The organism is Streptomyces anandii JCM 4720, from assembly GCF_014650655.1.
Classification (GTDB): Bacteria; Actinomycetota; Actinomycetes; order Streptomycetales; family Streptomycetaceae; genus Streptomyces; species Streptomyces anandii.
The window spans coordinates 302,916-329,039 of sequence record NZ_BMVJ01000007.1; the positions used below are offsets into that span (position 1 = coordinate 302,916).

The 26,124-nt window shown below is 71.3% G+C and carries 23 protein-coding genes; 12 read left to right on the forward strand and 11 right to left on the reverse strand.

The window, feature by feature from the left end:
* Positions 1 to 18: 18 nt before the first annotated feature.
* Positions 19 to 3,867 (reverse strand): polarized growth protein Scy, encoded by a 3,849-nt coding sequence (gene scy, locus IE249_RS15800; protein ID WP_189705450.1) that lies wholly within the window; start codon positions 3,865 to 3,867, stop codon positions 19 to 21.
* Between the two features lie 234 nt (positions 3,868 to 4,101).
* Entirely contained in the window at positions 4,102 to 4,542 is a 441-nt protein-coding gene (gene mce, locus IE249_RS15805) for a methylmalonyl-CoA epimerase (protein ID WP_189705451.1), read from the reverse strand.
* A 149-nt stretch (positions 4,543 to 4,691) separates the two neighbouring features.
* On the opposite strand from mce, the gene IE249_RS15810 reads away from it, so the two are divergent.
* Together IE249_RS15810 and meaB are read left to right on the forward strand one after the other, a co-directional pair.
* Positions 4,692 to 5,900 carry an acetyl-CoA C-acetyltransferase gene (locus IE249_RS15810; protein WP_189705452.1) on the forward strand — a complete coding sequence of 403 codons (1,209 nt, stop codon included), beginning with the start codon at positions 4,692 to 4,694 and terminating at the stop codon, positions 5,898 to 5,900.
* A gap of 71 nt (positions 5,901 to 5,971) precedes the next feature.
* Positions 5,972 to 6,928, forward strand: a complete 957-nt coding sequence (gene meaB, locus IE249_RS15815) for a methylmalonyl Co-A mutase-associated GTPase MeaB (protein WP_189705499.1) — start codon at positions 5,972 to 5,974, stop codon at positions 6,926 to 6,928.
* A gap of 74 nt (positions 6,929 to 7,002) precedes the next feature.
* Here the strand turns inward: meaB and IE249_RS15820 are convergent, their stop codons facing one another.
* The 4 genes from IE249_RS15820 to IE249_RS15835 form a co-directional block, all read right to left on the reverse strand.
* Complete coding sequence (locus tag IE249_RS15820; protein WP_189705453.1) at positions 7,003 to 7,479, reverse strand: MarR family winged helix-turn-helix transcriptional regulator; 477 nt, start codon at positions 7,477 to 7,479, stop codon at positions 7,003 to 7,005.
* Positions 7,480 to 7,574: 95 nt separating this feature from the next.
* Positions 7,575 to 8,330 (reverse strand): AIM24 family protein, encoded by a 756-nt coding sequence (locus IE249_RS15825; protein WP_373304393.1) that lies wholly within the window; start codon positions 8,328 to 8,330, stop codon positions 7,575 to 7,577.
* A gap of 44 nt (positions 8,331 to 8,374) precedes the next feature.
* Positions 8,375 to 9,025, reverse strand: a complete 651-nt coding sequence (locus IE249_RS15830) for an AIM24 family protein (RefSeq protein WP_189705455.1) — start codon at positions 9,023 to 9,025, stop codon at positions 8,375 to 8,377.
* The gene (locus tag IE249_RS15835) at positions 9,025 to 9,657 is read right to left on the reverse strand and encodes an AIM24 family protein (RefSeq protein ID WP_189705500.1); all 633 of its coding nucleotides are present in this window, start codon (positions 9,655 to 9,657) and stop codon (positions 9,025 to 9,027) included. The genes IE249_RS15830 and IE249_RS15835 overlap by 1 nt, the downstream gene beginning before the upstream one ends.
* A gap of 140 nt (positions 9,658 to 9,797) precedes the next feature.
* Here IE249_RS15835 and IE249_RS15840 point away from each other — a divergent pair, with 140 nt between their 5' ends.
* A complete protein-coding gene (locus tag IE249_RS15840; RefSeq protein ID WP_189705456.1) occupies positions 9,798 to 10,142 on the forward strand; it encodes a DUF3817 domain-containing protein in 345 nt (114 codons plus the stop codon).
* Entirely contained in the window at positions 10,139 to 10,432 is a 294-nt protein-coding gene (locus IE249_RS15845; protein ID WP_189705457.1) for an MTH1187 family thiamine-binding protein, read from the forward strand. The genes IE249_RS15840 and IE249_RS15845 overlap by 4 nt, the downstream gene beginning before the upstream one ends.
* A 186-nt stretch (positions 10,433 to 10,618) precedes the next feature.
* Here the strand turns inward: IE249_RS15845 and IE249_RS15850 are convergent, their stop codons facing one another.
* Positions 10,619 to 11,608, reverse strand: coding sequence for an ArsR/SmtB family transcription factor (locus tag IE249_RS15850; RefSeq protein WP_189705458.1), 990 nt, complete (start codon positions 11,606 to 11,608; stop codon positions 10,619 to 10,621).
* 71 nt (positions 11,609 to 11,679) lie between these two features.
* Here IE249_RS15850 and IE249_RS15855 point away from each other — a divergent pair, with 71 nt between their 5' ends.
* The 4 genes from IE249_RS15855 to icmA all read left to right on the forward strand — a co-directional run bounded on the left by IE249_RS15855 (position 11,680) and on the right by icmA (position 15,724).
* Entirely contained in the window at positions 11,680 to 13,002 is a 1,323-nt protein-coding gene (locus tag IE249_RS15855) for an MFS transporter (RefSeq protein ID WP_189705459.1), read from the forward strand.
* 11 nt (positions 13,003 to 13,013) lie between these two features.
* Positions 13,014 to 13,523 (forward strand): MarR family winged helix-turn-helix transcriptional regulator, encoded by a 510-nt coding sequence (locus IE249_RS15860; RefSeq protein ID WP_189705460.1) that lies wholly within the window; start codon positions 13,014 to 13,016, stop codon positions 13,521 to 13,523.
* A gap of 88 nt (positions 13,524 to 13,611) precedes the next feature.
* Positions 13,612 to 13,950: a DUF3817 domain-containing protein gene (locus IE249_RS15865; RefSeq protein WP_189705461.1), complete on the forward strand. Its 339-nt coding sequence runs from the start codon at positions 13,612 to 13,614 to the stop codon at positions 13,948 to 13,950.
* A gap of 73 nt (positions 13,951 to 14,023) precedes the next feature.
* Positions 14,024 to 15,724 (forward strand): coenzyme B12-dependent isobutyryl-CoA mutase large subunit, encoded by a 1,701-nt coding sequence (icmA, locus tag IE249_RS15870; protein WP_189705462.1) that lies wholly within the window; start codon positions 14,024 to 14,026, stop codon positions 15,722 to 15,724.
* 125 nt (positions 15,725 to 15,849) lie between these two features.
* On the opposite strand, the gene IE249_RS15875 is transcribed toward icmA, so the two are convergent.
* Positions 15,850 to 16,470, reverse strand: a complete 621-nt coding sequence (locus IE249_RS15875; protein WP_189705463.1) for a TetR/AcrR family transcriptional regulator — start codon at positions 16,468 to 16,470, stop codon at positions 15,850 to 15,852.
* Between the two features lie 210 nt (positions 16,471 to 16,680).
* Here IE249_RS15875 and IE249_RS15880 point away from each other — a divergent pair, with 210 nt between their 5' ends.
* From IE249_RS15880 to IE249_RS15895, 4 genes are all read left to right on the forward strand, one after another.
* Positions 16,681 to 17,658 (forward strand): tetratricopeptide repeat protein, encoded by a 978-nt coding sequence (locus IE249_RS15880; RefSeq protein WP_189705464.1) that lies wholly within the window; start codon positions 16,681 to 16,683, stop codon positions 17,656 to 17,658.
* Between the two features lie 648 nt (positions 17,659 to 18,306).
* Positions 18,307 to 18,942 (forward strand): DUF6230 family protein, encoded by a 636-nt coding sequence (locus IE249_RS15885; protein WP_189705465.1) that lies wholly within the window; start codon positions 18,307 to 18,309, stop codon positions 18,940 to 18,942.
* A 133-nt stretch (positions 18,943 to 19,075) separates the two neighbouring features.
* Positions 19,076 to 19,630 (forward strand): DUF6114 domain-containing protein, encoded by a 555-nt coding sequence (locus IE249_RS15890; RefSeq protein WP_189705466.1) that lies wholly within the window; start codon positions 19,076 to 19,078, stop codon positions 19,628 to 19,630.
* A complete protein-coding gene (locus IE249_RS15895; RefSeq protein ID WP_189705467.1) occupies positions 19,620 to 21,017 on the forward strand; it encodes a hypothetical protein in 1,398 nt (465 codons plus the stop codon). The genes IE249_RS15890 and IE249_RS15895 overlap by 11 nt, the downstream gene beginning before the upstream one ends.
* Before the next feature lie 126 nt (positions 21,018 to 21,143).
* Here the strand turns inward: IE249_RS15895 and pyk are convergent, their stop codons facing one another.
* The 3 genes from pyk to pta form a co-directional block, all read right to left on the reverse strand.
* Positions 21,144 to 22,574 carry a pyruvate kinase gene (gene pyk / locus IE249_RS15900; protein WP_189705468.1) on the reverse strand — a complete coding sequence of 477 codons (1,431 nt, stop codon included), beginning with the start codon at positions 22,572 to 22,574 and terminating at the stop codon, positions 21,144 to 21,146.
* A 98-nt stretch (positions 22,575 to 22,672) separates the two neighbouring features.
* On the reverse strand, positions 22,673 to 23,890 hold the full coding sequence (locus IE249_RS15905; RefSeq protein ID WP_189705469.1) for an acetate kinase: 1,218 nt from the start codon (positions 23,888 to 23,890) through the stop codon (positions 22,673 to 22,675).
* Between the two features lie 34 nt (positions 23,891 to 23,924).
* Positions 23,925 to 26,000 carry a phosphate acetyltransferase gene (pta, locus tag IE249_RS15910; protein WP_189705470.1) on the reverse strand — a complete coding sequence of 692 codons (2,076 nt, stop codon included), beginning with the start codon at positions 25,998 to 26,000 and terminating at the stop codon, positions 23,925 to 23,927.
* Between the last annotated feature and the right edge of the window lie 124 nt (positions 26,001 to 26,124).

A 26,124-nucleotide genomic window follows, 5' to 3' on the forward strand; every position in this document is an offset into this window, starting at 1 on the left:
CGGAATCCGCCCCTCAGGCTAGCCGTCTGACGGCTTGCCACCCGAGCGGGGTGCTCCGACCGTCGCGCCCGCCTTGACGCCGCCGTCCTTCGCGGAGGCCGGGGCCTCGAAGGACTCCAGTGCCTCGAGGACGTCCTGGACGCGGGAGATCTCGGCGTTGATGTCCTCGCGCCGGCGCACCAGGATCTCCAGCTCGCGCTTGCCCTCCTCGACCGTGGCCCGGGCCTCGCGGATCGCCTCGGCCTTGAGCTCCTCGGCCTCCTTCACGAGGGTGGCCTTCTTCTGCTCGGCCTCCTTCAGCAGCCCCTCGGCCTTCTTCACCGCGGCGATACGCACCTTGCCCGCCTCGGAGTTGGCCTCCGAGACGATCTCCTTCGCCTTGGCCTGCGCCTTCGCCAGCTGCTCCTCGGCGGCCTTGATCAGCGCGTCGCAGCGGTCGCCGGTGGACTTCATCGTCTCGGCGGCCTCGCGCCGCGCCCGCTCGTGCAGTTCCTCGATCTCGGCGGTCAGCCGCTCGCGCAGCTCCTCGGCGCGCTCGCGGATCTGGGTGGCGTCCCGGCGGGCGCCGACGAGCAGCTCGTCCGCGTCCGTACGGGCCTTCTCCACCGACGCGTTGCCCTCGATGGTCGCCTCGGACAGGATCCGGTCGGCCTCCTTGCGGGCCGCGCCCACCATCGCATCGGCCTGCGACTCCGCGTCCGCCTTGGTCTTCACCGCGCTCTGCTGCGCCTCGGTGAGCAGCTTGTCGGCCTCGGCCGTGGTCTCGGTGATGAGGGTGTCGACCTGCTCGGCCGCCTCCGAGCGCCGCTTGTTGGCCTCCTTGCGGGCCTCGTCCAGCGTCCGCTCGGCCTCCTCGCGGGCGGCGGCCAGCGTGCGCTCCGCCTCCGCCTCGGCGTCGCCGCGCAGCCGCTCGGACTCGGCGCGGATCCGCTCGGCGTGCGCCTGCGCGGAACCGACCGCCTCGGCGGCCTCGGCACGCAGCCGTTCCGCGTCGCCGGTGGCGTCCGAGATGAGCTTCTCCGCCTTCGCGACGGAGTCGGCGCGCAGCCGGTCCGCCTCGTTGATCGTCTCCGTCTGCAGCCGCTCGGCCTCGGAGCGCGCCTCGCTGATGAGGGTGTCCGCCTGGGTCGCCGCGTCCGACCGGATGCGGTTGGCGTCCTCGCGGGCCTCCGCACGGGTGCGGGTGGCGTCCTGGTCGGCCTGGGCGATCGCGTCGGAGGCCTCGGTGCGCACCCGCTGGGCGTGCTCGGCCACGTCCGCGCGGATCCGCTCGGCCTCCGCGATCGCCTCGGAGACCGTGCGGTCCGCGAGCGACTTGGCGGCCTCGGTCTCCTCCTGCGCCTCGCGCCGCAGCCGGGACGCGTCCTCGCTCGCCCGCTCCCGCTCGGCGTAGGCGTCGGCGCGGACCCGGTCCGCCTCCTCGCCGGCCTCCCGGCGGGTGCGCTCCGCGGCGTGCTCGGCGGCCGAGCGCAGCCCGGTGATCTCCTCCTGCGCCTGCTCGTGCAGCCCGGCGACGGAGTCCCGTACCTGCTGGGCGTGCTGTTCGGCGGCCGAGACCATCTCGGTGGCGCGCCGGTCGGCCTCCTCCACCAGCCGGGTCGCCTCGGCCTGCGCCTCCTCCACGCGCTTGCGCGCCGAGGCCAGCAGCTCCTCGCTCTGCTCGCGGGCCCGCTCGCGCTCCTGGTCGGCCTCGGCGCGCGCGGCGCCGAGGAGTTCCTCCGCCTCGCGGCGGCGCCGGGCGGCCTCCTCCTGGGCGGCGGCCAGCGTCTCGGACGCCTCGGTGCCCAGGCGCTCGGCGGCGGCCTGCGCCTCCGCGCGCACCCGGTCCGCGGTGTCCTGGGCCTCGGCCTTGAGCCGCTCGGCCTCGGCCGCGGCCTCCGACCGCAGCCGTACGGCGATGGTCTCGCCCTCGGCGCGGGAGGCGGACGCGTCGGCCGCGGCCTCGGTGCGCAGCCGCTCCGCCTCGGCCTCGGCCTGCTGCTGGAGCGTACGGATGCGCTCGGCGGCCTCGGCGCGCAGCCGCTCGCCCTCCTCGCCGGCCTCGCGGCGGATCCGCGCGGCCTCCTCACGGGCGTCGGACAGCGCCTGCTCGGCGGCGCTCAGGCGCTGCTCGGCCTCGGTGTGCAGCCGGGTGAGTTCGTCGGCGGCCTCGGCCTGCCGGGCCTCCACGGCCCGCTCGGTCTCCTCGCGCAGCTCGCGCGCGGCGCGCTCGGCGTCGGCGCGGACCGCCTCGGCCTGCTCCTCCGCCTCCGCGCGGTGCCGCTCGGCCTCCTTGCGGGTGCGCTCCAGGGTCTCCTCGGCCTGGCGGCGCAGCGAGGTGGCCCGCTCGATGGCCTCGGTGCGGACCTTCTCGCTGTCGCCCTGCGCGGTCGAGCGCAGCTCGTCGGCGTCGGCCTTCGCCTTGGACAGCAGCTCCTCGGCGGACTTGGCCGCCTCCTCGATCTGCACCACGGCCTCGCGCCGGGCCTCGGCGCGGATCCGCTCACCCTCGGCGACCGCGTCGGCGCGCAGCTGCTCGGCCTCGCCGCGCAGCCGGCGGGCCTCCTCCTGCAGCTCGACCGTCTTGGCGCGGTACTCCTTGGTGTCGTCCTTGGCGGCGCCCTTGAGCTGGGCGGCGATGTCGTGCGCCTCGGCGCGCAGCCGGTCCGCCTCGGCCTCGGCCTCCCGGCGGATCCGCTCGGCCTCCTCGGCCGCGGCCTTCGTGGTGTTCTTGGCGTCCTCGGCCGCCTTGTTCAGCACGTCCTCGGCGGTCTTGGCCGCCTTGGACAGCTGGGTCGCGCTCTCCTCGGCCGTGATCGTACGGGCCTTCTCGGCGGCCTCCGCGACGATCTTCTCGGCCTCGGCGCGGGCGTCCGCGACCACCTGCTCGGCCTCGGACTTGGTGTTCTCGGCCTCCTTGGTGGCCTCCTCGACCAGCCGCGCGACCTGCTCCTTGGCGGTGCGGGTGCGCTGCTCGTTGGCCGACTCCGCGCTCGCCAGCGCCTTGGCCGCGGTCTCCTTGGCCTCGGTGACCAGCTTCTCGGCCTCGGTCTGCGCCTTGCGCAGCGCCTCCTCGGCCTCGGCCATGCGCTGCTCGGCGGCCCGGCTCAGCTCGGTGGCCTGGCGGCGGGCCGCGTCCGACTCGGTGACGGTGGAGGAGCGCAGCTGCTCGGCGTGGTCGGTGGCCTCCTGGGCCTGGGTGGAGGCGGCGTTCAGCAGACGCTCGGCGTCCGTGCGGGCGCGACGCAGAATCTGCTCGGCCTCCGCGCGGGCCGACTCGGCCTCGCTCTGCAGGCGCTGGCGTGCCTCGGCGGCCACCCGCTCGGCCTCCGCGCGGGCGGCGGCCATGGCCTGCTCGGCCTCCGCGCGGGACTCGTCGAGCAGCCGGCGCGCCTGCTGCTCGGTGCGGGCACGCAGCTGCTCGGCCCAGGCCACGTTCTCGTTGACGTGGGACTCGACGGTCTGGCGGCGCTCGGCGAGCTCCTGGTCGAGCTGCTGGCGCCGGGTCACCGCCTCCTGGTGCAGCTCGGACTGCAGGCGCGCGGCCTGCTCGGCGTGCTCCTGGAGGATCCGCTGGGTCTGCGCCCGGGCCTGGCTCAGCTCGCGCTCGGCGTCGGCCCGGATCTGGTCGGCCTGCATCTGCGCGTTGCGAAGCAACTGCTCGGCCTGGTAGCCGATGTCCGCGCTGTCGTAGGCGGGCCGGGTCATGATGGTGCGGCGCGCCTCGTGCAGCTTGGCGCGCAGCACCTCGACCTGGTAGCCGAGGTCCTCGGCGTGCTGGATCGCCTTTTCCCGCTCGGTCTTCAGCCGATCCATCTCGGCCTCGAACCGAGAGAGGTGGTCGACGTCAGCCGCCGGCTCTCGCTCCTGGCGTTCGTAGCCCCGCACTGCGCGGTCCCATCCGTCCCCTGGTCGCAAGCCTGTCCAAACGAGCTCCGTCCATCCGCCGAACGGGGCCCCCGGGGAATGGTGTCAGATCAACGGCGGAGCATGGGCTGCTGCCCCGACGCTCGTCCCCCGAAACCCGGACCCCGGCACGGTCCGGCCGAAGGACGGCAGGACCCGGCCGCCCCCGCTTCGGGGACGACCGCCCCCAACCCTACCGGCCCTTATGTACGAGGGTCAGTGCTCAGCCGACTCAACAGGCGCTGAAGTGACCAGTTCTGTCAGGACGCCGTGACAATCCTTGGGGTGCAGGAAGGTGATCCGTGACCCCATGGAGCCGCGTCGCGGCTCCTCGTACAGAACGCGTACGCCCTTGCCGCGGATGTCCGCGGCGTCGGCGTCCACATCCGCCGTACCGAATGCGATGTGGTGGACGCCCTCGCCGTTCTTGGCGAGCCACTTGGCGACGGTGGAGTCCTCGCGGGTCGGCTCGAGAAGCTGCAGGTAGGAGGCACCTCCGTCGGACGTCTCGTTGATCTTGAGCATGGCCTCGCGCACGCCCTGCTCCTCGTTGACCTCGGTGTGGAACACCTCGAAGCCGTATGTGGCCCGGTAGAACTCGACGGTCGCGTCGAGGTCGTGGCAGGCGATCCCGATGTGGTCGATTCGCGTCAGCATGGATTCAGTGCAGCGCTCCGCGGGTGGTTACGCAACGTGCGCGCGATCACACCGACGGCCCGATGACGGCACCGAGTGCCATCAGTACATTCGAAGTAAACCCTCGTTCACTCCTCGGCCTGGGCAGGCCGGTAAGGGGATCGCAGCTCATGTCTTCTGGAAATTCCGGCACGAACACCTCGGTGATCGTCGCGGGCGCGCGCACGCCCATGGGGCGGCTGCTGGGCTCGCTGAAGTCCTTCTCGGGAGCCGACCTCGGCGGCTTCGCGATCAAGGCCGCCCTCGACCGTGCGGGGATCGGGGGCGACCAGGTGCAGTACGTGATCATGGGTCAGGTGCTGCAGGCCGGGGCGGGGCAGATCCCGGCGCGTCAGGCCGCGGTCAAGGCCGGCATCCCGATGAGCGTCCCGGCGCTGACCATCAACAAGGTGTGCCTGTCCGGCCTGGACGCGATCGCGCTGGCCGACCAGCTGATCCGCGCCGGCGAGTTCGACGTGGTCGTCGCCGGCGGCCAGGAGTCGATGACCAACGCGCCCCACCTGCTCCCCAAGTCCCGCGAGGGCTTCAAGTACGGCGCGATCGAGATGCTCGACGCGATGGCGTACGACGGCCTGACCGACTCCTTCGAGGGCATCGCCATGGGCGAGTCCACCGAGAAGCACAACACCCGCCTGGGCATCGCCCGCCCGGAGCAGGACGAGATCGCCGCGCTCTCCCACCAGCGGGCCGCCGCCGCGCAGAAGAACGGCATCTACGAGGCCGAGATCACCCCGGTGGAGATCCCGCAGCGCAAGGGCGACCCGGTGCTGTTCAGCAAGGACGAGGGCATCCGCGGCGACACCACCGCCGAGTCCCTGGGCAAGCTGCGTCCGGCCTTCGCCAAGGACGGCACGATCACCGCCGGCTCCTCCTCGCAGATCTCCGACGGCGCCGCCGCCGTGGTCGTGATGAGCAGGGCCAAGGCCGAGGAGCTGGGCCTGGACTGGATCGCCGAGATCGGGGCCCACGGCAACGTGGCCGGTCCGGACAACTCCCTGCAGTCCCAGCCGTCCAACGCCATCCTGCACGCCCTGAAGAAGGAGGGCCTGGAGGTTTCCGACCTGGACCTCATCGAGATCAACGAGGCGTTCGCCGCCGTCGCCGTGCAGTCAATGAAGGACCTCGGCGTGTCCACGGAAAAGGTGAACGTGAACGGCGGCGCGATCGCCCTCGGTCACCCGATCGGGATGTCCGGCGCCCGTCTGGTGCTGCACCTGGCCCTGGAGCTCAAGCGACGGGGCGGCGGTGTCGGCGCGGCCGCGCTGTGCGGTGGCGGCGGCCAGGGCGACGCCCTGATCGTCCGGGTGCCGAAGGCCTGAGCGCCGGGTAGCACCCCACCGACCCCTTTCGTACGCCGACCGCGTACGCGGATCACGTGAACGGAGCTGTGATGCAGGACGTCTCCTCTCTGGTGGCCCAGGCCAGGGAAGGCCGGCCGCGGGCCGTGGCCCGGCTGATCTCCTTGGTGGAGGGGGCGTCCCCGCAGTTGCGGGAGGTCATGGAGGCCCTGGCCCCGCTGACGGGCAACGCCTACGTCGTCGGTCTCACCGGCTCGCCGGGCGTGGGCAAGTCGACGTCCACGTCGGCGCTGGTGACGGCGTACCGCAAGCAGGGCAGGCGGGTCGGCGTCCTGGCCGTCGACCCGTCCTCGCCCTTCTCCGGGGGCGCCCTGCTGGGCGACCGGGTGCGGATGTCGGAGCACGCCTCCGACCCGGGCGTCTACATCCGCTCGATGGCGACCCGCGGCCACCTCGGCGGCCTCGCCTGGGCGGCCCCGCAGGCGATCCGCGTGCTGGACGCGGCGGGCTGCGACGTGGTCCTGGTGGAGACCGTGGGCGTCGGCCAGTCCGAAGTGGAGATCGCCTCCCAGGCGGACACCTCCGTCGTCCTGCTCGCCCCGGGCATGGGCGACGGCATCCAGGCGGCCAAGGCGGGCATCCTGGAGATCGGCGACGTCTACGTCGTCAACAAGGCCGACCGGGACGGCGCCGACGCCACCGCCCGCGAGCTGAACCACATGCTGGGCCTCGGCGAGTCCCGCGGGCCCGGCGACTGGCGGCCGCCCATCGTCAAGACGGTGGCGGCCCGCGCCGAGGGCGTCGACGAGGTCGTGGAGGCCCTGGAGAAGCACCGGGCGTGGATGGAGGAGCGGGGCGTCCTCGCGGAGCGCCGGCGGGCCCGGGCCGCCCGCGAGGTGGAGACGATCGCGGTGACCGCCTTGCGCGAGCGCATCGGTGACCTGCACGGCGACCGCCGGCTCAGCGCGCTGGCCGAGCGCATCGTGGCGGGCGAGCTGGACCCCTACCGCGCGGCGGACGAGCTGGTGGCGGGCCTCACCGAAGCCTGAGCCCGGCAGCGAACGGCGGAAGGCGGAGTCCCGGGCAGGGGCCCCGCCTTCCGCCGTTTCGGGCGCTCACGCGCTCAGGCGCGTCCCCGCTGCCCCCGCAGATGCTCGGCGACGGGCTTGAGGGCCTTGTCGAGCTCGGTCAGCACCTCGGGCGCCAGCAGGTCGATGAAGTGCCTCCGCACGGACGCCACATGGTGCGGCGCGACCTTCTGCATGGTCTCCATGCCGTGCTCGGTGAGGACCGCGTAGAGCCCTCTGCGGTCGGACTCGCAGTTCTCACGGCGCACCAGGTTCGCGTTCTCCATGCGGGTGATCTGGTGCGAGAGGCGGCTCTTGGACTGGAGGGTGGCGGACGCGAGGTCGCTCATCCGCATCCGTACGTCCTCCGACTCGGAGAGGTTCACGAGGATCTCGTAGTCGTTCATCGTCAGGCCGAACGGCTGCAAGTCCTTCTCGAGCTGGTACGTCAACAGCCTGTTGACCTCCAGGTGGGTGCGCCAGGCGCACTGCTCCGCATCGGTCAGCCAGCGCGTGGCCGTCTCGGTCTCCATGAATGAAGTCTACCTAAAAAGTTGAAAGGCGAACTAGTGAGGGGTGCTGTGACGGTGCGCACGCGTTCGAGCCGTCACACTCCGCAGACTACCGCTCACAGCCCGAAGCGACGCTGGAGGTCTCCCAGCTGTCCGGGAAGGCGCGGTGCGCCGGCTTGCTGTCCACGGCTTCCGGACACCCCCGCGCCGCCGGGCACGCCGGGCTCCTGCGGGAGTGCCCCGGAGGCCTGCTCGGCCATGAGGGATTCGCTCGACTGAAGCAGGACCGTTCCGGCTCCCACGAACTCGAACTGATGCTCCTCCCTGGAGGCCCCGCCGAGGCCCGTCATCGCACGTAGACCGCCCATTACGCCTGTCAGGTACCCATGGTCGTAGTGATGGCACGGGGAGGGGCAGTCGGCCCATCCGACGAGTGCCTGCGGATCCACCCGGATCGGGGGTTCCATGAACACCACCGGACCGTTAGATGCGGCCACGAACTTTCCGGTTCCGATGAGCGTCAGAAACCCCGGCACGATCGATTGCTTGAGCGCGAGACTTGGCTGAAAAGCGAGCAGGTTGCCCGAGCGAATGGTCAGATTGCCGTCGTCCAGGTCGTAGGAATTGACATCGAAGGCCCGGTCGGCGAGCAGCATCTTGCCCGAGCCCTCCGCCACGACCCAGTCGCTCGCGTGCAGAGGCGAATGGAACGACGTGCGCACCAGACGGTCCAGCCGGCCGTGCCCGACGCCGTTGAACTCGATCGCCCCGTAGTAGGCGATCATCTTCCCCTTCTGCAGGAACCACTGGCTTCCCTTGAGCTCCACGCAGAAGGTGTAGCTGTTGACGTTGTCGTCGGCCGGCAGCGTCATCGGGTCGTGCACCACTGGCCCGGCACCGGGCGGTCCCCACGCGTTCACAGCTTCTCCTCCGACGCCTGTACGTAGACCACGCCGCTGCCGCTCAGCTCCAGCTGGAAGGCCTCCCCGGAGCCGCGCCCCACCATGTCGCGCCACCCCAGCGCGGCGGACAGCCGGTTGCGCACGTCACCGTGATGGGCGACGTAGGCCTGGGGATCCACGTGGACGGGCCGCTGCGGTGTGATCGGCACCTCGAAGACCCCGCCGTGCGCCATCACCGCCACGGACCCGTGGCCCTGGAGCGTGGTCGTGAACAGCCCCTGGCCCGTGACCTGGCCGCGCACCATGCCCATGACCCCGCCCTGCGAGCCCATGAACATCGTCCCCTGCCGCAGCGTGCCCTCGAAGGCCAGCAGCCGGTCCGCCTCCACGTACAGGGTGTCACCCGTCAGGCCGATGACGTGCACATGGTGGCCGCCGTGCCCGAAGAACACGGTCCCGCTGCCCTCCACCGTCATCAGCGGGGTGGCCTCCCCGGCGACCCGCCGCCCGATCATGGACATCAGCCCGCCCTGACCCCCCTGCAGGCTGGGCGTGAAGGAGACCTCGCCCTTGTACGCGAGCATGGCCCCGCGCTGACTGAACAGCCGCTGTCCCGGCACCACGGTCGCCTCGACCATCTTCGAGTTGATCTCCCGGAATGCCATCACACGTCCCCCGCGAAGGTGTTCCGCTCGCTCGGCTGCACGTACACGAGCCCGTCCCCCTCGAACCGGATCTGGAAGGCCTCGCCGCCGCCCTCGCCCAGGAAGGTGCGGAAGGTCACACCGGACTGGAAGGTCTGCCGCAGGTTCCCCTGGTGCGCGATGTACGCGCCCGGATCGACGATCAGCGGGTACTGCGCGCTCACCCTCAGCACCACGGCCGGCCCGTCCGACATGATCGCCGCCTGCCCGTGCCCCTCGACGGTCGTGGTGAACAGCCCGTTGCCCTGCGAGGCCCCCCGCAGCCCCGTGAACGTCGTACCCGTGCGCAACCCCGCGTCCGTGGCCAGCAGATTGCTCGACTCGACGAACAGCTTCTCGCCCTGCAGCCGCACCAGATTGATCTCGGCGGCCCGGTCGGCGAACCAGCAGGTCCCCTGCCCGCGCACCTCCATCACCGTCATCTGCTCACCGGTGAGCCGCCGCGTCACCATCCCCCGCAGCCCCTCACCGCCACCCGTCAGTTTCTTGAAGGCCATCTGCCCGTCGTACGCGACCATCGAGCCGTTCTTCGCCTTGACGGCATCCCCGGTCATGTCGACGGCGAGCACCTTGCTTCCCTGAAGTCGGAACATCGCCACGCAGCGAAAGGTAGCGGCGCGCGGACGCCGCACACACCCCTGGGGCGGACCGCTCCGGGGATTTGCCACAATGGACCGGAAGTTTGTGCCTGCATTCACAAGCGCCCCCCTCCCCTCCCGACCGAAGGTGACCCGTGGACATCAAGACCGCCACCGCCCTCCGCCGCCTCCGCCTGGTCTCCGCCCCCGAGGCGGTGTCCTTCATCCTCCTGCTGATCTGCTCGGTCCTGAAGCGGACCACGGACTTCAACGCGGTACCCGTGATGGGCTCGATCCACGGCGTCCTGTTCGTCCTGTACGTCGCCTTCTGGGCCGACGCCTGGAACCGCGCCAAGTGGTCGCTCAGGACCGCCGCCCTCTACTTCGTCCTCTCGGTCCTGCCCACCGGCGGCTTCTTCGCCGAGCGCAAGCTCAAGCGCGAGGCCGAGGACGCGGTGATCGCCTCCCGCGCCCGCCGCGAGGGGATCGTGAACGCGTGATCGTCGCCTTCTCCGTGACCCCCCTGGGCGTCGGCGAGGACGTGGGGGAGTACGTGGCCGACGCCGTCCGAGTGGTCCGAGCCTCGGGCCTGCCCAACCGCACGGACGCCATGTTCACCTCGATCGAGGGCGACTGGGACGAGGTCATGCAGGTGATCGGACAAGCAGTGGCAGCAGTGGAGGCCAGAGCCCCCAGAGTCTCCCTGGTCCTCAAGGCGGACATCCGCCCAGGCGTGACCAACGCCCTGACCACCAAGGTCGAAACAATCGAGAGGCACCTCTCCGACTAGCGACGCGCACCCCCACCACCCGCACCCGCCATCGGACGGAAGCGGGGCGTGGGGGCGCGTCACAGCCCGCCGCGTACAGCGGTGCCGACGCCCACCAGGCACCCCGCAGATGTACGTCCCACATGCGGCGGGCCGGATGCGCCCCCACGCCCCCGACCTGCAACGCACCCGCGGCGCCCGGCACGCTCACCCGCCGGAGGCGACGAGCGCCATCCCCAGCGGCGTCCGCTCGTACAGCACCTGGTGCCCGTACCGCCGCGAGGTGAGCAACCCCGCTTCCCGCAGCACCGTCAGATGCGCGGACACGGACGACGCCGCGAGCCCCAGCCGATGCGCCAGCGCCGAAGTGCACGCCGGCTCGTCCAGCGCGGCCAGCACAGCCGCCCGCCCCCGCCCCAGCAGCCGTACGAGGACGTCCCCGGCCCCGCCCCCCGCCCCGGGCTCCGCCCACAACCCGGCCAGCCCGCGCGCCGGGTACACGACGGTCGGCTGCCACGGCGGATCGAACCCGCTGACCACGTCCGGCCAGGAGAAGACGCTCGGCATCAGCACAAGCCCCTGACCCCCCAGCTCCCGCCCGTACTCACCCGCGAGATCGACGGTCAGCGTCCGCCCGTCCCAAGCCAGCCGCCGGTCCAGCTCGGGCAGCAGCGCCCCCAGCCCCACCTCGGCCAGCCGCCGCGAGTGAAAGGCGACGTCGGCCTCGAGCAGCGCCCGCAACCGGGGCCACTCGGGCTCGACCAGCACCCGCCAGGCCGCCTCCATGAGCCCGGCCAGCTCCGCCACCGCCCGCCCCGGATCGGCGAGCAGCGCCCGCCCGCGCGCGGACTCGGCGGCCCCCGGCGTCTCGGCGAGCGCCCGGGCGATCTCGACCGCCGCCATGCGAGGATCGGCGGCCCGCACGGCGGCGATCTCCTCCTCGAACGTGGCCGCGGGCCCGATCGGCGGCGGCCCGAGAAAGTCGGGGTTGTACCCCCGCCGAGGCATGAGCAGCCACAGGGTCTCCAGATCCAGTCCGCGCGCGGCCCCCCGGATCCGCCGCAGCCAGTGCGGGTGATAGCCGTGCCGGTCGGGCCGCCCCAGCGTCCGCACGGCCTCCTGCGTCTCCCACAGCGGCGACACGGCGAACCGGCACCGCATCAGATCATCGTCCCCGAACCGCAGCCGAAAAGGCATGCAGCCACCCCCAACATTCGGCGAGAGCCGAAACACTACGCACGGACGCGCACCCCCACCACGCTGCACCCATGCAGGAAGCAGCACGGGGACAGGAAGCCGCAGCCCACCCCACCACGAACGAACCCCCCACCACGAACGAACCCCCCACCCGCCGCCCGGGCTACGCCCAGACCTTCGCCGTCCCGGAGTTCCGAGCCGTCTTCGCGGCCCACGCCCTCTCCCTCCTGGGCGTGATCGTCAGCGAGATCGCCCTCTCGGTCCTGGTGTACGACCTCACCGGCTCCCCCCTCCTCAGCGCCCTCACCTTCGCGCTCGGCTTCCTGCCGTACGTGGTCGGAGGCACCCTCCTCGCGGGAGTGGCCGACCGCTTCCCGGCCCGCCGGGTCCTGGTGGTCTGCGACCTGGTGTGCGCGGCCTGCGTGGCCCTGATGGTCGCGCCGGGCGCCGGCATCGGCCTCCTGCTGATCCTGCGCTGCGCCCTGGCCGTGGTCTCGCCGGTCTTCCAGGGCACCCGCATGGCCACGCTGGCGGACATCCTCGGCGACGGCGACCTGTTCGTCCTCGGCCGCTCCCTCCTGCGGATCGTCTCCCAGAGCGCGCTCCTGGTCGGCTACGGCCTCGGCGGCCTCCTCCTGACGGTCGTCACCCCCCGGCACGCGCTGCTGATCACCGTGGGCACCTTCGTGGCCTCGGCGGTCCTGCTCCGAGCGGGCACCGCACACCGCCCGGCCCGCACCGGCGCACAGGCCGGACAGGGCGGACAGGGCGCCCTGGTGGGCGACTCCCTGCGCGGGGCCCGCCGGGTCCTGGCCCACCCGCGCGTGCGCGCCCTGCTCCTGCTCTTCTGGATCCCCCCGATGTTCGCGGTCGTGCCGGAGGCCCTGGCGGCGCCCTACGCCGACGCGCTCGGCGCCGGCTCCACCGGCCTCGGCCTGCTGATGTGCGCGCTGCCGGTGGGCACGATCGCGGGCGAGCTGTACGCGGGCTCGCGACTGCGTCCGGCCACCCGCGAGCGGATCGCGCTGCCGCTGGTGTGCGCGACCCTGCTGCCGTACGTGGGCTACGCCCTGCGTCCTGGCCTGACCGCGTCGCTGCTCCTGCTGCTGGTCTCCGGCGCGGGCTCGGCGTACACGCTGGGCCTGGACCAGTGGTTCGTGCGGGCGGTGCCCGAGGAGCTGCGCGGACGGGCGATGACGCTGCTCACCGCCGGGCTCATGACGATCCAGGGCGTGGGCATGGCCCTGGCGGGCGTGGCGGCGCAGTTCGCGGGCGTACGGACCGCCGTCGCGGGGGCCGGAGTCCTCGGCACGGTGTGCTGCGCGCTGCTCGCCCTGGGTGCCCGGCGGACCGAAGGGCGAGACAGGGCTGACCACGATATGACCGACCGGTAGGGTCTGATGCCGTGCCGAAGCCCCTCAGTCTTCCCTTCGACCCCATCGCCCGTGCCGACGAGCTCTGGAAGCAGCGTTGGGGAAACGTGCCGTCGATGGCGGCGATCACCTCGATCATGCGCGCCCACCAGATCCTGCTCGCCGAGGTGGACGCGGTGGTCAAGCCGTACGGGCTGACGTTCGCGCGCTACGAGGCGCTGGTGCTGCTCACCTTCTCCAAGGCGGGCGAGCTGCCGATGTCCAAGATCGGCGAGCGGCTCATGGTGCATCCCACGTCGGTGACCAACACCGTGGACCGCCTGGTGAAGTCGGGCCTGGTGGCCAGGCGCCCCAACCCCAACGACGGGCGCGGCACGCTCGCCGTCATCACCGACAAGGGCCGCGAGGCCGTCGACGCGGCGACCCGCGACCTGATGGCGATGGACTTCGGCCTCGGGGCGTACGACGCCGAGGAGTGCGCGGAGATCTTCGCGATGCTGCGGCCCCTGCGGATCGCCGCCCACGACTTCGACGAGGACTGACCGCCACCGCGGCGGGCCGGGCAGCGCACCCCGGGCGTGGACCGACCCTGGGCAAGATCTCCCGGAACGGGCGGTTACGCTCGACTCCATGAAGAAGAGCGTGCTGACCCGCTACCGCGTCATGGCCTACGTCACCGGTGTGCTGCTGGTCCTGCTGACCCTCGGCGTGATCGCCAAGTACGGCCTCCACATCGACGGGGCGGCCAAGTTCACCACCGTGATCGGCATCGCGCACGGCTGGCTGTACGTGATCTACCTGGTCTTCGCCTTCGACCTGGGCTCCAAGGCGAAGTGGCCGGTCGCCAAGCAGCTGTGGGTGCTGCTGGCCGGCACCGTCCCGACCGCCGCGTTCTTCGTGGAGCGCAGGGTCAGCCGCGAGCTCGAGGGCCGTATCGCGGACACCGCGCCCGCGGTCGCCGAGGCGTAACGACTTCCGCCGTACGCACGCGTACGGCGGTCAGCCGTCGACATTTACTTGGACGTCCTAGTAAATTCGAAGCATGGACGCTGACGCCATCGAGGAGGGCCGCCGCCGCTGGCAGGCCCGGTACGACGCCGCACGCAAGCGCGACGCAGACTTCACCACGCTCTCCGGGGACCCCGTGGAGCCGGTGTACGGGCCCCGGCCCGGTGACACGTACGAGGGATTCGAGCGGATCGGCTGGCCGGGTGAGTACCCCTTCACCCGTGGCCTGTACCCGACCGGCTACCGCGGGCGCACGTGGACGATCCGGCAGTTCGCCGGGTTCGGCAACGCCGAGCAGACCAACGAGCGCTACAAGATGATCCTCCGCAACGGCGGCGGCGGGCTCTCCGTCGCCTTCGACATGCCGACGCTCATGGGCCGCGACTCCGACGACCCGCGCTCGCTGGGCGAGGTCGGGCACTGCGGGGTGGCGATCGACTCGGCGGCGGACATGGAGGTCCTCTTCAAGGACATCCCGCTCGGCGACGTCACCACGTCGATGACGATCAGCGGGCCGGCCGTGCCCGTCTTCTGCATGTACCTGGTGGCCGCCGAGCGGCAGGGCGTGGACCCCGCCGTCCTCAACGGCACGCTCCAGACGGACATCTTCAAGGAGTACATCGCGCAGAAGGAGTGGCTCTTCCAGCCCGAGCCCCATCTGCGCCTGATAGGCGACCTGATGGAGCACTGCGCGGCCCGCATCCCCGCGTACAAGCCGCTGTCGGTCTCCGGCTACCACATCCGCGAGGCCGGGGCGACGGCCGCGCAGGAGCTCGCGTACACGCTCGCGGACGGCTTCGGCTACGTCGAACTGGGTCTGAGCCGCGGGCTGGACGTGGACGTGTTCGCGCCCGGGCTGTCCTTCTTCTTCGACGCGCACGTCGACTTCTTCGAGGAGATCGCCAAGTTCCGCGCGGCGCGCCGCATCTGGGCCCGATGGATGCGGGACGTCTACGGCGCGAAGTCCGACAAGGCCCAGTGGCTGCGCTTCCACACGCAGACCGCCGGCGTCTCGCTCACCGCGCAGCAGCCGTACAACAACGTGGTGCGCACGGCGGTGGAGGCGCTCGCGGCGGTGCTCGGCGGCACCAACTCGCTGCACACCAACGCCCTGGACGAGACCCTTGCGCTCCCCTCCGAGCAGGCGGCGGAGATCGCGCTGCGCACGCAGCAGGTGCTCATGGAGGAGACCGGGGCCGCCAACGTCGCGGACCCGCTGGGCGGTTCGTGGTACGTCGAGCAACTGACGGACCGGATCGAGGCGGACGCGGAGAAGATCTTCGAGCAGATCAAGGAGCGGGGGCTGCGCGCCCACCCGGACGGGCGGCACCCCATCGGGCCGGTCACCTCCGGAATCCTCCGGGGCATCGAGGACGGCTGGTTCACGGGCGAGATCGCCGAGTCGGCGTTCCGGTACCAGCAGGCGCTGGAGAAGGGCGACAAGAGGGTCGTCGGCGTCAACGTCCACACCGGGTCGGTCACCGGCGACCTGGAGATCCTGCGGGTGAGCCACGAGGTGGAGCGCGAGCAGGTACGCGTGCTCGGCACCCGCAAGGCCGGGCGGGACGACGCGGCGGTGCGCTCCGCGCTGGGCGCCATGCTGGCGGCCGCGCGCGACGGCTCGAACATGATCGAGCCCATGCTCGACGCCGTACGAGCCGAGGCCACCCTGGGCGAGATCTGCGACGCCCTGCGCGACGAGTGGGGCGTCTACACGGAGCCGGCGGGCTTCTGACCCGACGAACACAAGGCGGGGCACCCGCGAAGCGGTGCCCCGCCGTGCCGCCGTGGGCGTGCCGCCGTGGGCGTGCCGCCGTGGGCGTGCCGCCGTGGGCGTGCCGCCGTGGGCGTGCCGTCGTGCTATGCCGAGGCGGCGCCCAGGCCGCCGAGCAGTACGCGGGTGAAGCCGCGGACCCATTCCTCGTCCGCCGGTTCGGCGCTGACCAGCGTGCGGTGGACGACGGCTCCCGCGACCACGTCGAAGATCAGATCGGCCGAGCGGGCCGCCTCGGCCGGGCCGGCCGGCGGGGGGAGTTCGCCGCGGGCCTCGGCGCGGGCGCGGCCCTCGAGAACCAGCCGTTTCTGGCGGTCCACGATCGAGGCGCGGATACGTTCCCGCAGCGCCTCGTCGCGGGTGGACTCGGCGACCACCGCCATCAGCCCGCTCCTGGCCTCCGGGCGGGCCAGGATCGCCGCGAACTGCAGGACCACGCCCTCGATGTCGGCGGCCAGGCTGCCCCGGTCGGGCAGCTCCAGCTCGTCGAACAGCTCGGCGACCGCGTCCACCACCAGCTCGGGCTTGCCCGCCCAGCGGCGGTACAGCGTGGTCTTGGCGACCCCCGCGCGCGTCGCCACGTCCCCCAGCGTCAGCCTGGACCAGCCCAGTTCCACCAGTGCCTGGCGCGTTGCCGCGAGGATCGCGGTGTCCGCGGCCGCGCTGCGCGGGCGGCCGGTACGGCTGGCGGGGGTGCGGCTCTGCATGTCTCGACCATAACCGGCGGGTTCTGTGCGGTCGTGAGGGAGATCACCGGCAAGTGGTGCCGGAGGCGACCTCCATGGCATTACGCTACGACACGTAGCGAAAGCTCGTGCCCGACCCGCACGGGCGACAACCACCAGGCGTGGGGTGGGGACCCGGCGCCGAACACATCGTTTTTTTCTTCATGCGCGCGGACGGGGGAGGATAGACGCATGCAGCCACGGAACATGTCCATGAGCGGAGTCGTCGACCTCGCCGCGGTGAAGGCGGCCCAGGAGGCCAAGGCGAAGGCGGAGCAGGCGCGCGCCGAGGCCGCCCGGCACGGCGGGACGGGCGCCGTCTCCCCGGCCGATCTCGTCATCGACGTGGACGAGGCAGGATTCGAGCGGGATGTCCTGCAGCGGTCCGCCGAAGTCCCCGTCGTCATCGATTTCTGGGCCGAATGGTGTCAGCCCTGCAAGCAGCTGAGCCCGGTCCTGGAGCGGCTCGCCGTCGAGTACAACGGGCGCTTCCTCCTCGCCAAGATCGACGTAGACGCCAACCAGTTGCTGATGCAGCAGTTCGGGGTCCAGGGCATCCCGGCGGTCTTCGCCGTGGTCGCGGGACAGGCCCTGCCCCTGTTCCAGGGCGCGGCCGGTGAGGAGCAGATCCGGCAGACGCTGGACCAGCTGGTGCAGGTCGCCGAGCAGCGCTTCGGTCTGACCGGCCTGACCGTCGACCCCGACGCCGAGCCCGGCGGCGCCGCCCAGGCTCCCGCCGACGTCCCGGCCGGCCCCTACGAGTCGCTGCTGAACGCGGCGGCCGAGGCCCTGGACGCCGGCGACCTGGCCGGCGCGGTCCAGGCGTACAAGAACGTGCTGGCCGACGACCCGGCCCATCCCGAGGCCAAACTGGGGCTGGCCCAGGCCGAGTTGCTCCAGCGGGTGCGGGACCTGGATCCGCAGAAGGTACGGCAGGAGGCGGCCGGGAAGCCGGCCGACGCGCAGGCGCAGATCGCGGCCGCCGACCTGGACCTGGTGGGCGGTCATGTGGAGGACGCCTTCGGGCGGCTCATCGACACGGTGCGGCGCACCGCCGGGGAGGACCGGGACGCGGTGCGGCTGAGGCTGCTCGAGCTGTTCGAGGTCGTCGGCGCCGACGACCCCCGGGTGACGGCGGCGCGCAGGGCTCTGGCACGGGCGCTGTTCTGAGCCGGACGGCGGCGGGTTCGCTGACCAGTCGCTAAACGTCAGGGCCTGTGATGCCCGAGTGAAAGATTGGCCGACGAGGCGTCGGAGCGGCCGCGCTTTACCAAATCTTGGTAATCGCGGCCGCTGTTACTGCCAGTAAGTCGAGGGCGTTGATCTGCCCGGTTCCATCCAATGATCAATAGTTTTGTCCTCCCCCTTTCTGCCACCGAGCGTCGCCGTTCGAGACCGTCGAGTCGTTCCACGGTTATCCGGCCGTTACTAGCGAGTAACGAACCCCCTTGTGCGGGCGGCGAGAATGCACCACGATCGGCGACGCTCGGTCCATTCCCGTAGCTCGACAGCCGGTCGGGTCACGGGGCGTCTGGGTCCCCACCGAGCAGGGACGGCGGCAGTGGCGCCGGCTCTTGGACAGGGGGGTCTTCGCCGGTCGGCGAAGCCTGTCCAGCAAGGTTGTGCGTGATGCGTGTCAGGCGCGACCAGTGGTTGTCGCTCGGGGGTGATCGCCGGTGATTCGGGCGCGGTTCGCGCCGCCGAGCGCAGGCGCTCTCCTTCCCGAGGACGTAGCACTTCTCCCATCCCTGCCCGGCTTCAGCCGCCGTCACGGGGGCTGGCCGAGACCAGGAGATGTACGTCCGAGAAGGAGGAAATATGGAGTCCCAGGTGCGTGGCGGGACCAGATGGAAGCGGTTCGCTGTGGTCATGGTGCCCAGCGTCGCCGCGACGGCAGCGATAGGCGTGGCCCTGGCGCAGGGTGCCCTCGCCGCTTCGTTCAGCGTTTCGGGTCAGTCGTTCAAGGTGACGGCCGACAAGCTGGTGGGCAACGGCTTCGCGCAGTACGGCGCGATCGACTCGGGGTACACCCTCGACGGCCAGAAGACGGCTCACCCGGTCGCGGTCTCGTCGTTCAAGAACGCCAAGATCAACAACATGTGCCAGTCGGTCGTCACGCCGAACGTGCCGTTCTTCGGCTCGGTCAGCCTGATGCTGAAGGCCGGCGGCGGTGACAAGCCGGTAGAGGCCGACAACCTCTACATCGACGTCTCCGACCTCAACGCCGACGCGACCTTCAACAACATCGACATCGGTGTTGCCGCCAAGGACGCCGCCAAGGGTCCGGGCATGAAGGGTGGCGGCGAGCAGGCCAACCCCTACGGGTTCGCCCAGCAGGCCGACTCGGCCACGCTCACCGACGTGAAGCAGACGGCGTGGGCGACCACCGCCGGAACCTTCAAGCTCAGCGGCCTGAAGATGTCGCTGTCGACGGGTACGCACGAGTGCTACTGAGCACTCGGTGACGGGCGGGGGAGCCTTGGGGCGCCCCCGCCCGTGCCACCTTTCGGCGGCGTCTTCACACACCCCCCACACCATCGAAGTACCACCCTCACCACAGCAAAGCCGTACCAGGGAGCTGTTTTCCATGAGCGCCGAGACTCCTGCCGTACCCGGCCAGTTCAGCCGCCGGAGGCTGCAGTTCCGCGCCTGGCGGGGCACGCGTCCGTTCTGGGCCGGTCTGTTCGTCCTGTTCGCCGGCTTTCCGATCATGTACTTCCCGTACGCGCACCTCCAGGTCGGCCACCTGACCCTGGCGATGGCGACCACCGCGGGAGCAGGGTCCCTGATCATCGGCGTACTGCTCGTCGTCCTCGGCATCAGCCTGTGGTTCCAGGCGCACATCCGGGTCTTCGCGGGTGTCGCGGCGATCCTGCTGGGCCTGGTGTCCATCCCCGTGTCCAACTTCGGCGGCTTCGTCGTCGGCTTCCTGTTCGCCCTCATCGGCGGCGCGATGGCCGTCGCCTGGGCACCGGGCGCGCCGCCCGCGCCGGAGCCCTCGGCTCAGGCCGGTACGGGCCAGGACGGCACCCCGGGGACCTCGCTGGACAAGGCGACGGACGCGGGCGCGGTGAGCGACTCGAACGACCTGTCAGGAACGAGCCCGGCCAACGGGGCGAACGGGAGGCACAGTGCCGGCTGACGAGGTGACCCACGGGACTGATGTGGACGAGTCCCGTGTGAGAACCGGGCCGCGCCACGCGGCACCCAAGAAGCCGCTGTTCACCAGGTTCCACATGCCGGCCGGCAAGGCGATGGCCATGGCGGCCATGCCGACCGCCGTCCTGATGGGGATGGGGTTCACGTCGACGCTCGCGCTCGCCGACAACAACAGCTCCTCGCCGTCGCCGGGCAGCACCCTCAGCGCGAAGGAGTACAAGGACTGCGTCGCGGCGCTGGACGGCGCCAACGACAAGTCCTCGTCCTCGCCGTCCGCCTCCGCGAGCGAGTCCGCGAAGGAAGGAACGTCGTCCCCGTCCCCCTCGGCGTCGTCCTCCTCCGAGAAGGGCTCCTCCTCCCAGAAGGGCTCCTCGGACAACGGCTCCTCGGGCAAGTCCTCTTCGCCGGATTCAGGTTCCGGCGACAAGGCCACCCCCGAGCCGTCCGCGACCGGTTCGGCGAGCAAGTCCGGCGGTTCGGGCTCCGGCGGCGACACCGCCACCCCGTCCGCGACCGCGTCCAGCGGCGGCGGGCTGCTGGACACCATCGGCCACACGATCGGTGACATCCTCACCGGCGGCAAGTCGGACTCCGCGTCGACCTCGTCGTCCTCGTCCTCCTCGTCCGCCGAGGCCACCCCGTCCGCCTCCGCCACCCCCTCGGCGAGCGCGACCAAGGACGCCTCCGGCGGGGACTCCTCCGGCACGGGCGCGGCCGGCACCGTGAAGGACACGGCCAACAAGGCCGGCGACACGGTCAAGGACACCGTCAAGGGCGCGACCGACACGGCCACCAAGGCCGCCAAGGACGCCACCGACACGGTCAAGGACACCGCCGCCACGGCCACCGCGAGCGCCACGCCCAGTCCGTCCGCGAGCTCCACCACGGACCCGAAGGACTGCCCGGCGGCCACCGACGCCGAGGGCGGCGTCGACAACAAGGTGCCGCTGGCGGACGACCCCTGGTACCTGGACGCCAGTTCGCTGACGCTCAAGGGCGCCGACTACAAGGGCATAGTCGAGGTCAGGACGGCCAACGGCACGGTCAAGAAGGTCCTGAAGTACGTCATCTCGAACGGCACCGACATCGGCGACCTGCACCAGACGGTGAAGGACAAGCAGGCCGGCAAGACCTACCACGTGCAGGCGTCCAAGGGCTCGACGTCCACCATCACCGGCGGCGACACGGTGATGTACACGGAGAGCATCTCGGGCAACCTGCTCGGCCTGATCCCGATCACGTTCAGCCCGGACAACCCGCCCCCGCTGAACATCCCGCTGATCTACTTCACCAAGGTCCACGTCGTCCAGGCGGGCCAGTTCGGCGGCAACCTGCACGTGCCCGGCATGCACGTGTACACGACCGACTGAGCGTCCGCGCAAGCCCGCACAGAGCCCGTACGAGCCTTTCCGGGAGCCGCAACACACCGAGGGGCGCCCCCTGCGACAGGGGGCGCCCCTCGGTGCCGTGCGTGCCCCGTACCGGGGCGGCGCGCGTCAGTCGCGCTCGCCGCCGCCGAGGTGGTGGACGCGGACCATGTTGGTGGTGCCGGGGACACCGGGGGGCGAACCGGCCGTGATGATCACCGTGTCGCCGGCCGCGAAGCGGTTGAGCTTGATCAGCTCCTGGTCGACCAGCTCGACCATCTCGTCGGTGCTGGCGACGAAGGGCACCACGTGCGACTCCACGCCCCAGCTCAGCGCCAGCTGGTTGCGGGTGGACTCGTCCGTGGTGAACGCCAGGATCGGCTGCTCGGCGCGGTAGCGGGAGAGCCGGCGGGCGGTGTCGCCGGACTGCGTGAAGGCCACCAGGCCCTTGCCGCCCAGGAAGTCGGCGATCTCGGCGGCCGCACGGGCCACCGAACCGCCCTGCGTGCGGGGCTTCTTGCCCGGGACCAGCGGCTGGAGGCCCTTGGACAGCAGCTCCTCCTCGGCCGCCTGGACGATCTTCGACATCGTCTTGACGGTCTCGATCGGGTACGCGCCCACGCTGGACTCGGCGGACAGCATCACCGCGTCGGCGCCGTCCAGGATCGCGTTGGCCACGTCGGAGGCCTCGGCGCGGGTCGGACGGGAGTTCGTGATCATCGACTCCATCATCTGGGTCGCCACGATCACCGGCTTGGCGTTGCGGCGGCACAGCTCGATGAGCCGCTTCTGCACCATCGGGACCTTCTCCAGCGGGTACTCCACCGCCAGGTCGCCGCGGGCCACCATCACGCCGTCGAACGCCATCACGACGTCCTGCATGTTCTCCACCGCCTGCGGCTTCTCCACCTTGGCGATGACGGGGACCCGGCGGCCCTCCTCGTCCATGACCCGGTGGACGTCGGCGACGTCCTTGGCGTCCCGGACGAAGGACAGCGCGACCATGTCGCAGCCCATGCGCAGCGCGAAGCGCAGGTCCTCGACGTCCTTGTCGGACAGCGCGGGCACGTTGACGGCCGCGCCGGGCAGGTTGATGCCCTTGTGGTCGGAGACCACGCCGCCCTCGATGACGATCGTCTTCACCCGCGGGCCCTCGACGTCCAGGACCTTCAGCTCGACGTTGCCGTCGTTGATCAGGACCTGGTCGCCGCGCGAGACGTCGCCCGGCAGCCCCTTGTACGTCGTGCCGCAGATCTGCTTGTCGCCCGGGACGTCCTCGGCGGTGATGGTGAACTCGTCACCCCGCTCCAGCTCCACCGGACCCTCGGCGAAGGTCTCCAGGCGGATCTTGGGGCCCTGGAGGTCGGCGAGCACGGCGATGGCCCGGCCGGTCTCCTTGGCCGCGGCACGGACACGGTCGTACCGGCCCTGGTGCTCGGCGTGCGTGCCGTGGCTGAAGTTGAAGCGGGCCACGTTCATGCCGGCTTCGATCAGCGACACGAGCTGCTCGTGGGAGTCGACCGCGGGGCCGAGAGTACAGACGATTTTCGAACGGCGCATGGGGGCGATCCTATCGGTTTGTTTCGCTGCGGAATATTCCGTCTGGCGGAAAATACAAATGGGCGGGTACGCGCTCAGTCGAGTGCCGGTGGAATTCCTCAGTCGCCCTTGTCATCCTTTCCGACCAGTGCGTAGGTCTGGCTCGCGATCTCCATTTCCTCGTCCGTCGGAACCACGGCCACGGCCACCCGCGCGCCTTCGGGCGAGATCAGCCGTGCCTCGTCGCCGCGCACGGCGTTCCGCCCGCCGTCCACCGCCAGGCCCAGCCCCTCCAGGCCCGCCAGGGCGGCCTCGCGCACGAAGTCCGCGTTCTCGCCGACCCCGGCCGTGAAGGCGACCGCGTCCACCCTCCCGAGTACCGCGTAATACGCCCCGATGTACTTCCGCAGCCGATGGACGTAGATCTCGAAGGCGAGCCGCGCCTGCTCGTCGCCCTCGTCCATCCGGCGCCGGATCTCCCGCATGTCGTTGTCGCCGCACAGGCCGTACAGACCGCTCCTCTTGTTGAGAAGAGTGTCGATCTCGTCCATGGACATTCCGGCAACGCGCTGCAAATGGAAGATGACGGCCGGGTCGAGATCGCCGGAACGCGTTCCCATCACCAGGCCCTCCAGCGGGGTGAGCCCCATGGAGGTGTCCACGCACCGCCCGCCCCGCACCGCCGAGGCCGACGCCCCGTTGCCCAGGTGCAGCACGATGACGTTGACGTCCTCCGGCGCCCTGCCCAGCAGCTCGGCCGTGGCCCGGGAGACGTAGGCGTGCGAGGTGCCGTGGAAGCCGTAGCGGCGCACCCGGAAGCGGTCCGCGATCTTCGTCTCGATCGCGTAGCGGGCCGCGGACTCCGGCATGGTGGTGTGGAACGCCGTGTCGAAGACGGCGACCTGCGGCAGGTCCGGGCGCAGCGCCATGGCCGTGCGGATGCCGGTGAGGTTGGCGGGGTTGTGCAGCGGGGCCACCGGGATCAGCCGCTCGATCTCGGTGAGCACCTCGTCGTCGATGACCGTCGGCTCGGTGAAGAACATGCCGCCGTGCACCACCCGGTGCCCGATCGCGGCCAGTTCGGGGGAGTCCAGGCCGAGCCCGTCCCTGGACAGCTCCTCCGCGACGGACTTCAGGGCGGCGTCGTGGTCGGCGATCGGCCCGTTCTGTTCCCGAGTGTCGCCCGAGGCGACGAGGGTGTGCTTCAGGCGGGAGGTCTGCTCGCCTATCCGCTCGACCAGGCCGACGGCCAGCCGGCTCCGGTCGCGCATGTCGAGCAGCTGGTACTTCACCGACGAGGAGCCGGAGTTGAGGACGAGGACACGGGTCGCGTTCACGGTGTGGAGGTCTCTCTCTACGACTTCTACGACGTCAGCTGGCGGGCGTGCGGGCCTGGATGGCCGTGATCGCGACGGTGTTGACGATGTCCTGCACCAGGGCACCGCGGGACAGGTCGTTGACCGGCTTGCGCAGGCCCTGGAGGACCGGCCCGACCGCGATCGCGCCGGCCGAGCGCTGCACGGCCTTGTAGGTGTTGTTGCCGGTGTTCAGGTCCGGGAAGATCAGCACGGTGGCCTGCCCGGCGACCTCCGAGCCCGGCAGCTTGGTGGCGGCCACCGACGGCTCCACGGCCGCGTCGTACTGGATCGGGCCCTCGATCATCAGGTCCGGCCGGCGCAGCCGCACCAGCTCGGTCGCCTCGCGCACCTTGTCCACGTCGGCGCCCGTGCCCGATGTGCCGGTGGAGTACGACAGCATGGCGATCCGCGGCTCCACGCCGAAGCGGGCCGCGGTGGCCGCGGACTGGACGGCGATGTCGGCGAGCTGCTCGGCGTCCGGGTCCGGGTTCACCGCGCAGTCGCCGTAGACGAGCACCTTTTCCGCCAGGCACATGAAGAACACCGACGAGACGATGGAGGAGTCCGGGGTGGTCTTGATGATCTCGAAGGCCGGCCGGATCGTCGCCGCCGTGGAGTGCACCGACCCCGACACCATGCCGTCGGCCAGGCCCTCCTGGACCATCAGGGTGCCGAAGTAGTTGACGTCCGAGACCACGTCGTACGCCAGCTCCACGGTGACGCCCTTGTGGGCGCGCAGCCGGGCGTACCGCTCGGCGAAGGCGTCGCGCAGCTCGGAGACGGCCGGGTCGATCAGCTGCGAGTCGGCGAGGTCGATGCCGAGGTCGGCGGCCTTCTTGCGGATGGCGTCCACCGGGCCGAGCAGCGTCAGGTCGCACACGCCCCGGCGCAGCAGCACCTCGGCCGCGCGCAGCACCCGCTCCTCGGTGCCCTCCGGCAGGACGACCCGCCGCTTGTCGAGGCGGGCCTGCTCCAGCAGCTGGTGCTCGAACATCATCGGCGTGACCCGGTCGCTGCTCGGCGCGGAGACCCGCTTGCTGAGGTCGGCGGTGTCGACGTACCGCTCGAACAGGCCGAGCGCGGTCTCCGCCTTGCGCGGGGTGGCCGCGTTGAGCTTGCCCTCCAGGGAGAACAGCCGCTCGGCGGTGGGGAAGCTGTTGCCGGACACCGAGACCACCGGGGTGCCGGGCGCGAGCCGGGCGGCGAGGGACAGGATCTCCTCGCCCGGCGCCTCGTTCAGCGTGAGCAGCACGCCCGCGATCGGCGGGTTGCCGGCGCTGTGCGCGGCCAGCGAGCCCACCACCAGGTCGGCGCGGTCCCCGGGGGTCACGACCAGGCAGCCCGGGGTCAGGGCCTTGAGCAGGTTGGGCAGCATGGCGCCGCCGAAGACGAAGTCCAGGGCGTCGCGGGCGAGCCCCGAGTCGTCGCCGAGCAGGACCTTGCCGTCCAGAGCCTGGGCGATCTGCGAGACGGTCGGCGCGGACAGGGCGGGCTCGTCCGGCACCACGAAGCACGGCACGGGCAGCCGGCCCGCCAGCCGCTCGGCGATCGCGTCCCGGTCCTCGCGGGCCACCCGGTTGGTGACCATGGCGAGCACGTCGCAGCCGAGGCCGTCGTAGGCGCGGTAGGCATTGCGGGTCTCGGCGAACACGGACTCGGCGGTCTGCTTGCGGCCGCCCACCACCGGGAGCACGGAGGCGCCGAACTCGTTGGCCATGCGGGCGTTGAGGGAGAGCTCGTCGGGGAGCTGGGTGTCGGCGAAGTCGGTGCCGAGCACCAGGACGACGTCGTAGTCCCGGGCCACCAGGTGGAAGCGGTCGACGAGGGCGGACACCAGCTCGTCCGTGCCCTGCTCGGCCTGGAGAGCGGAGGCCTCCTGGTAGTCCATGCCGTAGACGGTCGCCGGGTCCTGGGACAACCGGTAGCGGGCGCGCAGCAGTTCGAAGAGGCGGTCGGGACCGTCGTGGACGAGCGGGCGGAAGACACCCACCCGGTCGACCTGCCGGGTCAGGAGCTCCATGACGCCCAGCTCGACGACCTGACGGCCGTCGCCGCGGTCGATGCCGGTCACGTACACGCTGCGGGTCACGCTGGGCTCTCCGTTCGTCGGACGGTGCTCGGGTCCGGCGTCTGCCGGTGTGCAAAAAAGCCGGTGTGCAAAAAAATCGCCCACTGGGACGAGTGGAACCCTCTTGACAATACCCCCGGCGATG

What these genes read in the sequence shown, in the direction of transcription:
- mce (WP_189705451.1), bottom strand. Translation starts at nt 4,542, where the DNA reads ATGCTGACGCGAATCGACCACATCGGGATCGCCTGCCACGACCTCGAC.
- IE249_RS15810 (WP_189705452.1), top strand. Translation starts at nt 4,692, where the DNA reads ATGTCTTCTGGAAATTCCGGCACGAACACCTCGGTGATCGTCGCGGGC.
- meaB (WP_189705499.1), top strand. Translation starts at nt 5,972, where the DNA reads ATGCAGGACGTCTCCTCTCTGGTGGCCCAGGCCAGGGAAGGCCGGCCG.
- IE249_RS15820 (WP_189705453.1), bottom strand. Translation starts at nt 7,479, where the DNA reads ATGGAGACCGAGACGGCCACGCGCTGGCTGACCGATGCGGAGCAGTGC.
- IE249_RS15825 (WP_373304393.1), bottom strand. Translation starts at nt 8,330, where the DNA reads ATGACGCTGCCGGCCGACGACAACGTCAACAGCTACACCTTCTGCGTG.
- IE249_RS15830 (WP_189705455.1), bottom strand. Translation starts at nt 9,025, where the DNA reads ATGGCATTCCGGGAGATCAACTCGAAGATGGTCGAGGCGACCGTGGTG.
- IE249_RS15835 (WP_189705500.1), bottom strand. Translation starts at nt 9,657, where the DNA reads ATGTTCCGACTTCAGGGAAGCAAGGTGCTCGCCGTCGACATGACCGGG.
- IE249_RS15850 (WP_189705458.1), bottom strand. Translation starts at nt 11,608, where the DNA reads ATGCCTTTTCGGCTGCGGTTCGGGGACGATGATCTGATGCGGTGCCGG.
- IE249_RS15855 (WP_189705459.1), top strand. Translation starts at nt 11,680, where the DNA reads ATGCAGGAAGCAGCACGGGGACAGGAAGCCGCAGCCCACCCCACCACG.
- IE249_RS15865 (WP_189705461.1), top strand. Translation starts at nt 13,612, where the DNA reads ATGAAGAAGAGCGTGCTGACCCGCTACCGCGTCATGGCCTACGTCACC.
- icmA (WP_189705462.1), top strand. Translation starts at nt 14,024, where the DNA reads ATGGACGCTGACGCCATCGAGGAGGGCCGCCGCCGCTGGCAGGCCCGG.
- IE249_RS15875 (WP_189705463.1), bottom strand. Translation starts at nt 16,470, where the DNA reads ATGCAGAGCCGCACCCCCGCCAGCCGTACCGGCCGCCCGCGCAGCGCG.
- IE249_RS15880 (WP_189705464.1), top strand. Translation starts at nt 16,681, where the DNA reads ATGCAGCCACGGAACATGTCCATGAGCGGAGTCGTCGACCTCGCCGCG.
- IE249_RS15885 (WP_189705465.1), top strand. Translation starts at nt 18,307, where the DNA reads ATGGAGTCCCAGGTGCGTGGCGGGACCAGATGGAAGCGGTTCGCTGTG.
- IE249_RS15890 (WP_189705466.1), top strand. Translation starts at nt 19,076, where the DNA reads ATGAGCGCCGAGACTCCTGCCGTACCCGGCCAGTTCAGCCGCCGGAGG.
- pyk (WP_189705468.1), bottom strand. Translation starts at nt 22,574, where the DNA reads ATGCGCCGTTCGAAAATCGTCTGTACTCTCGGCCCCGCGGTCGACTCC.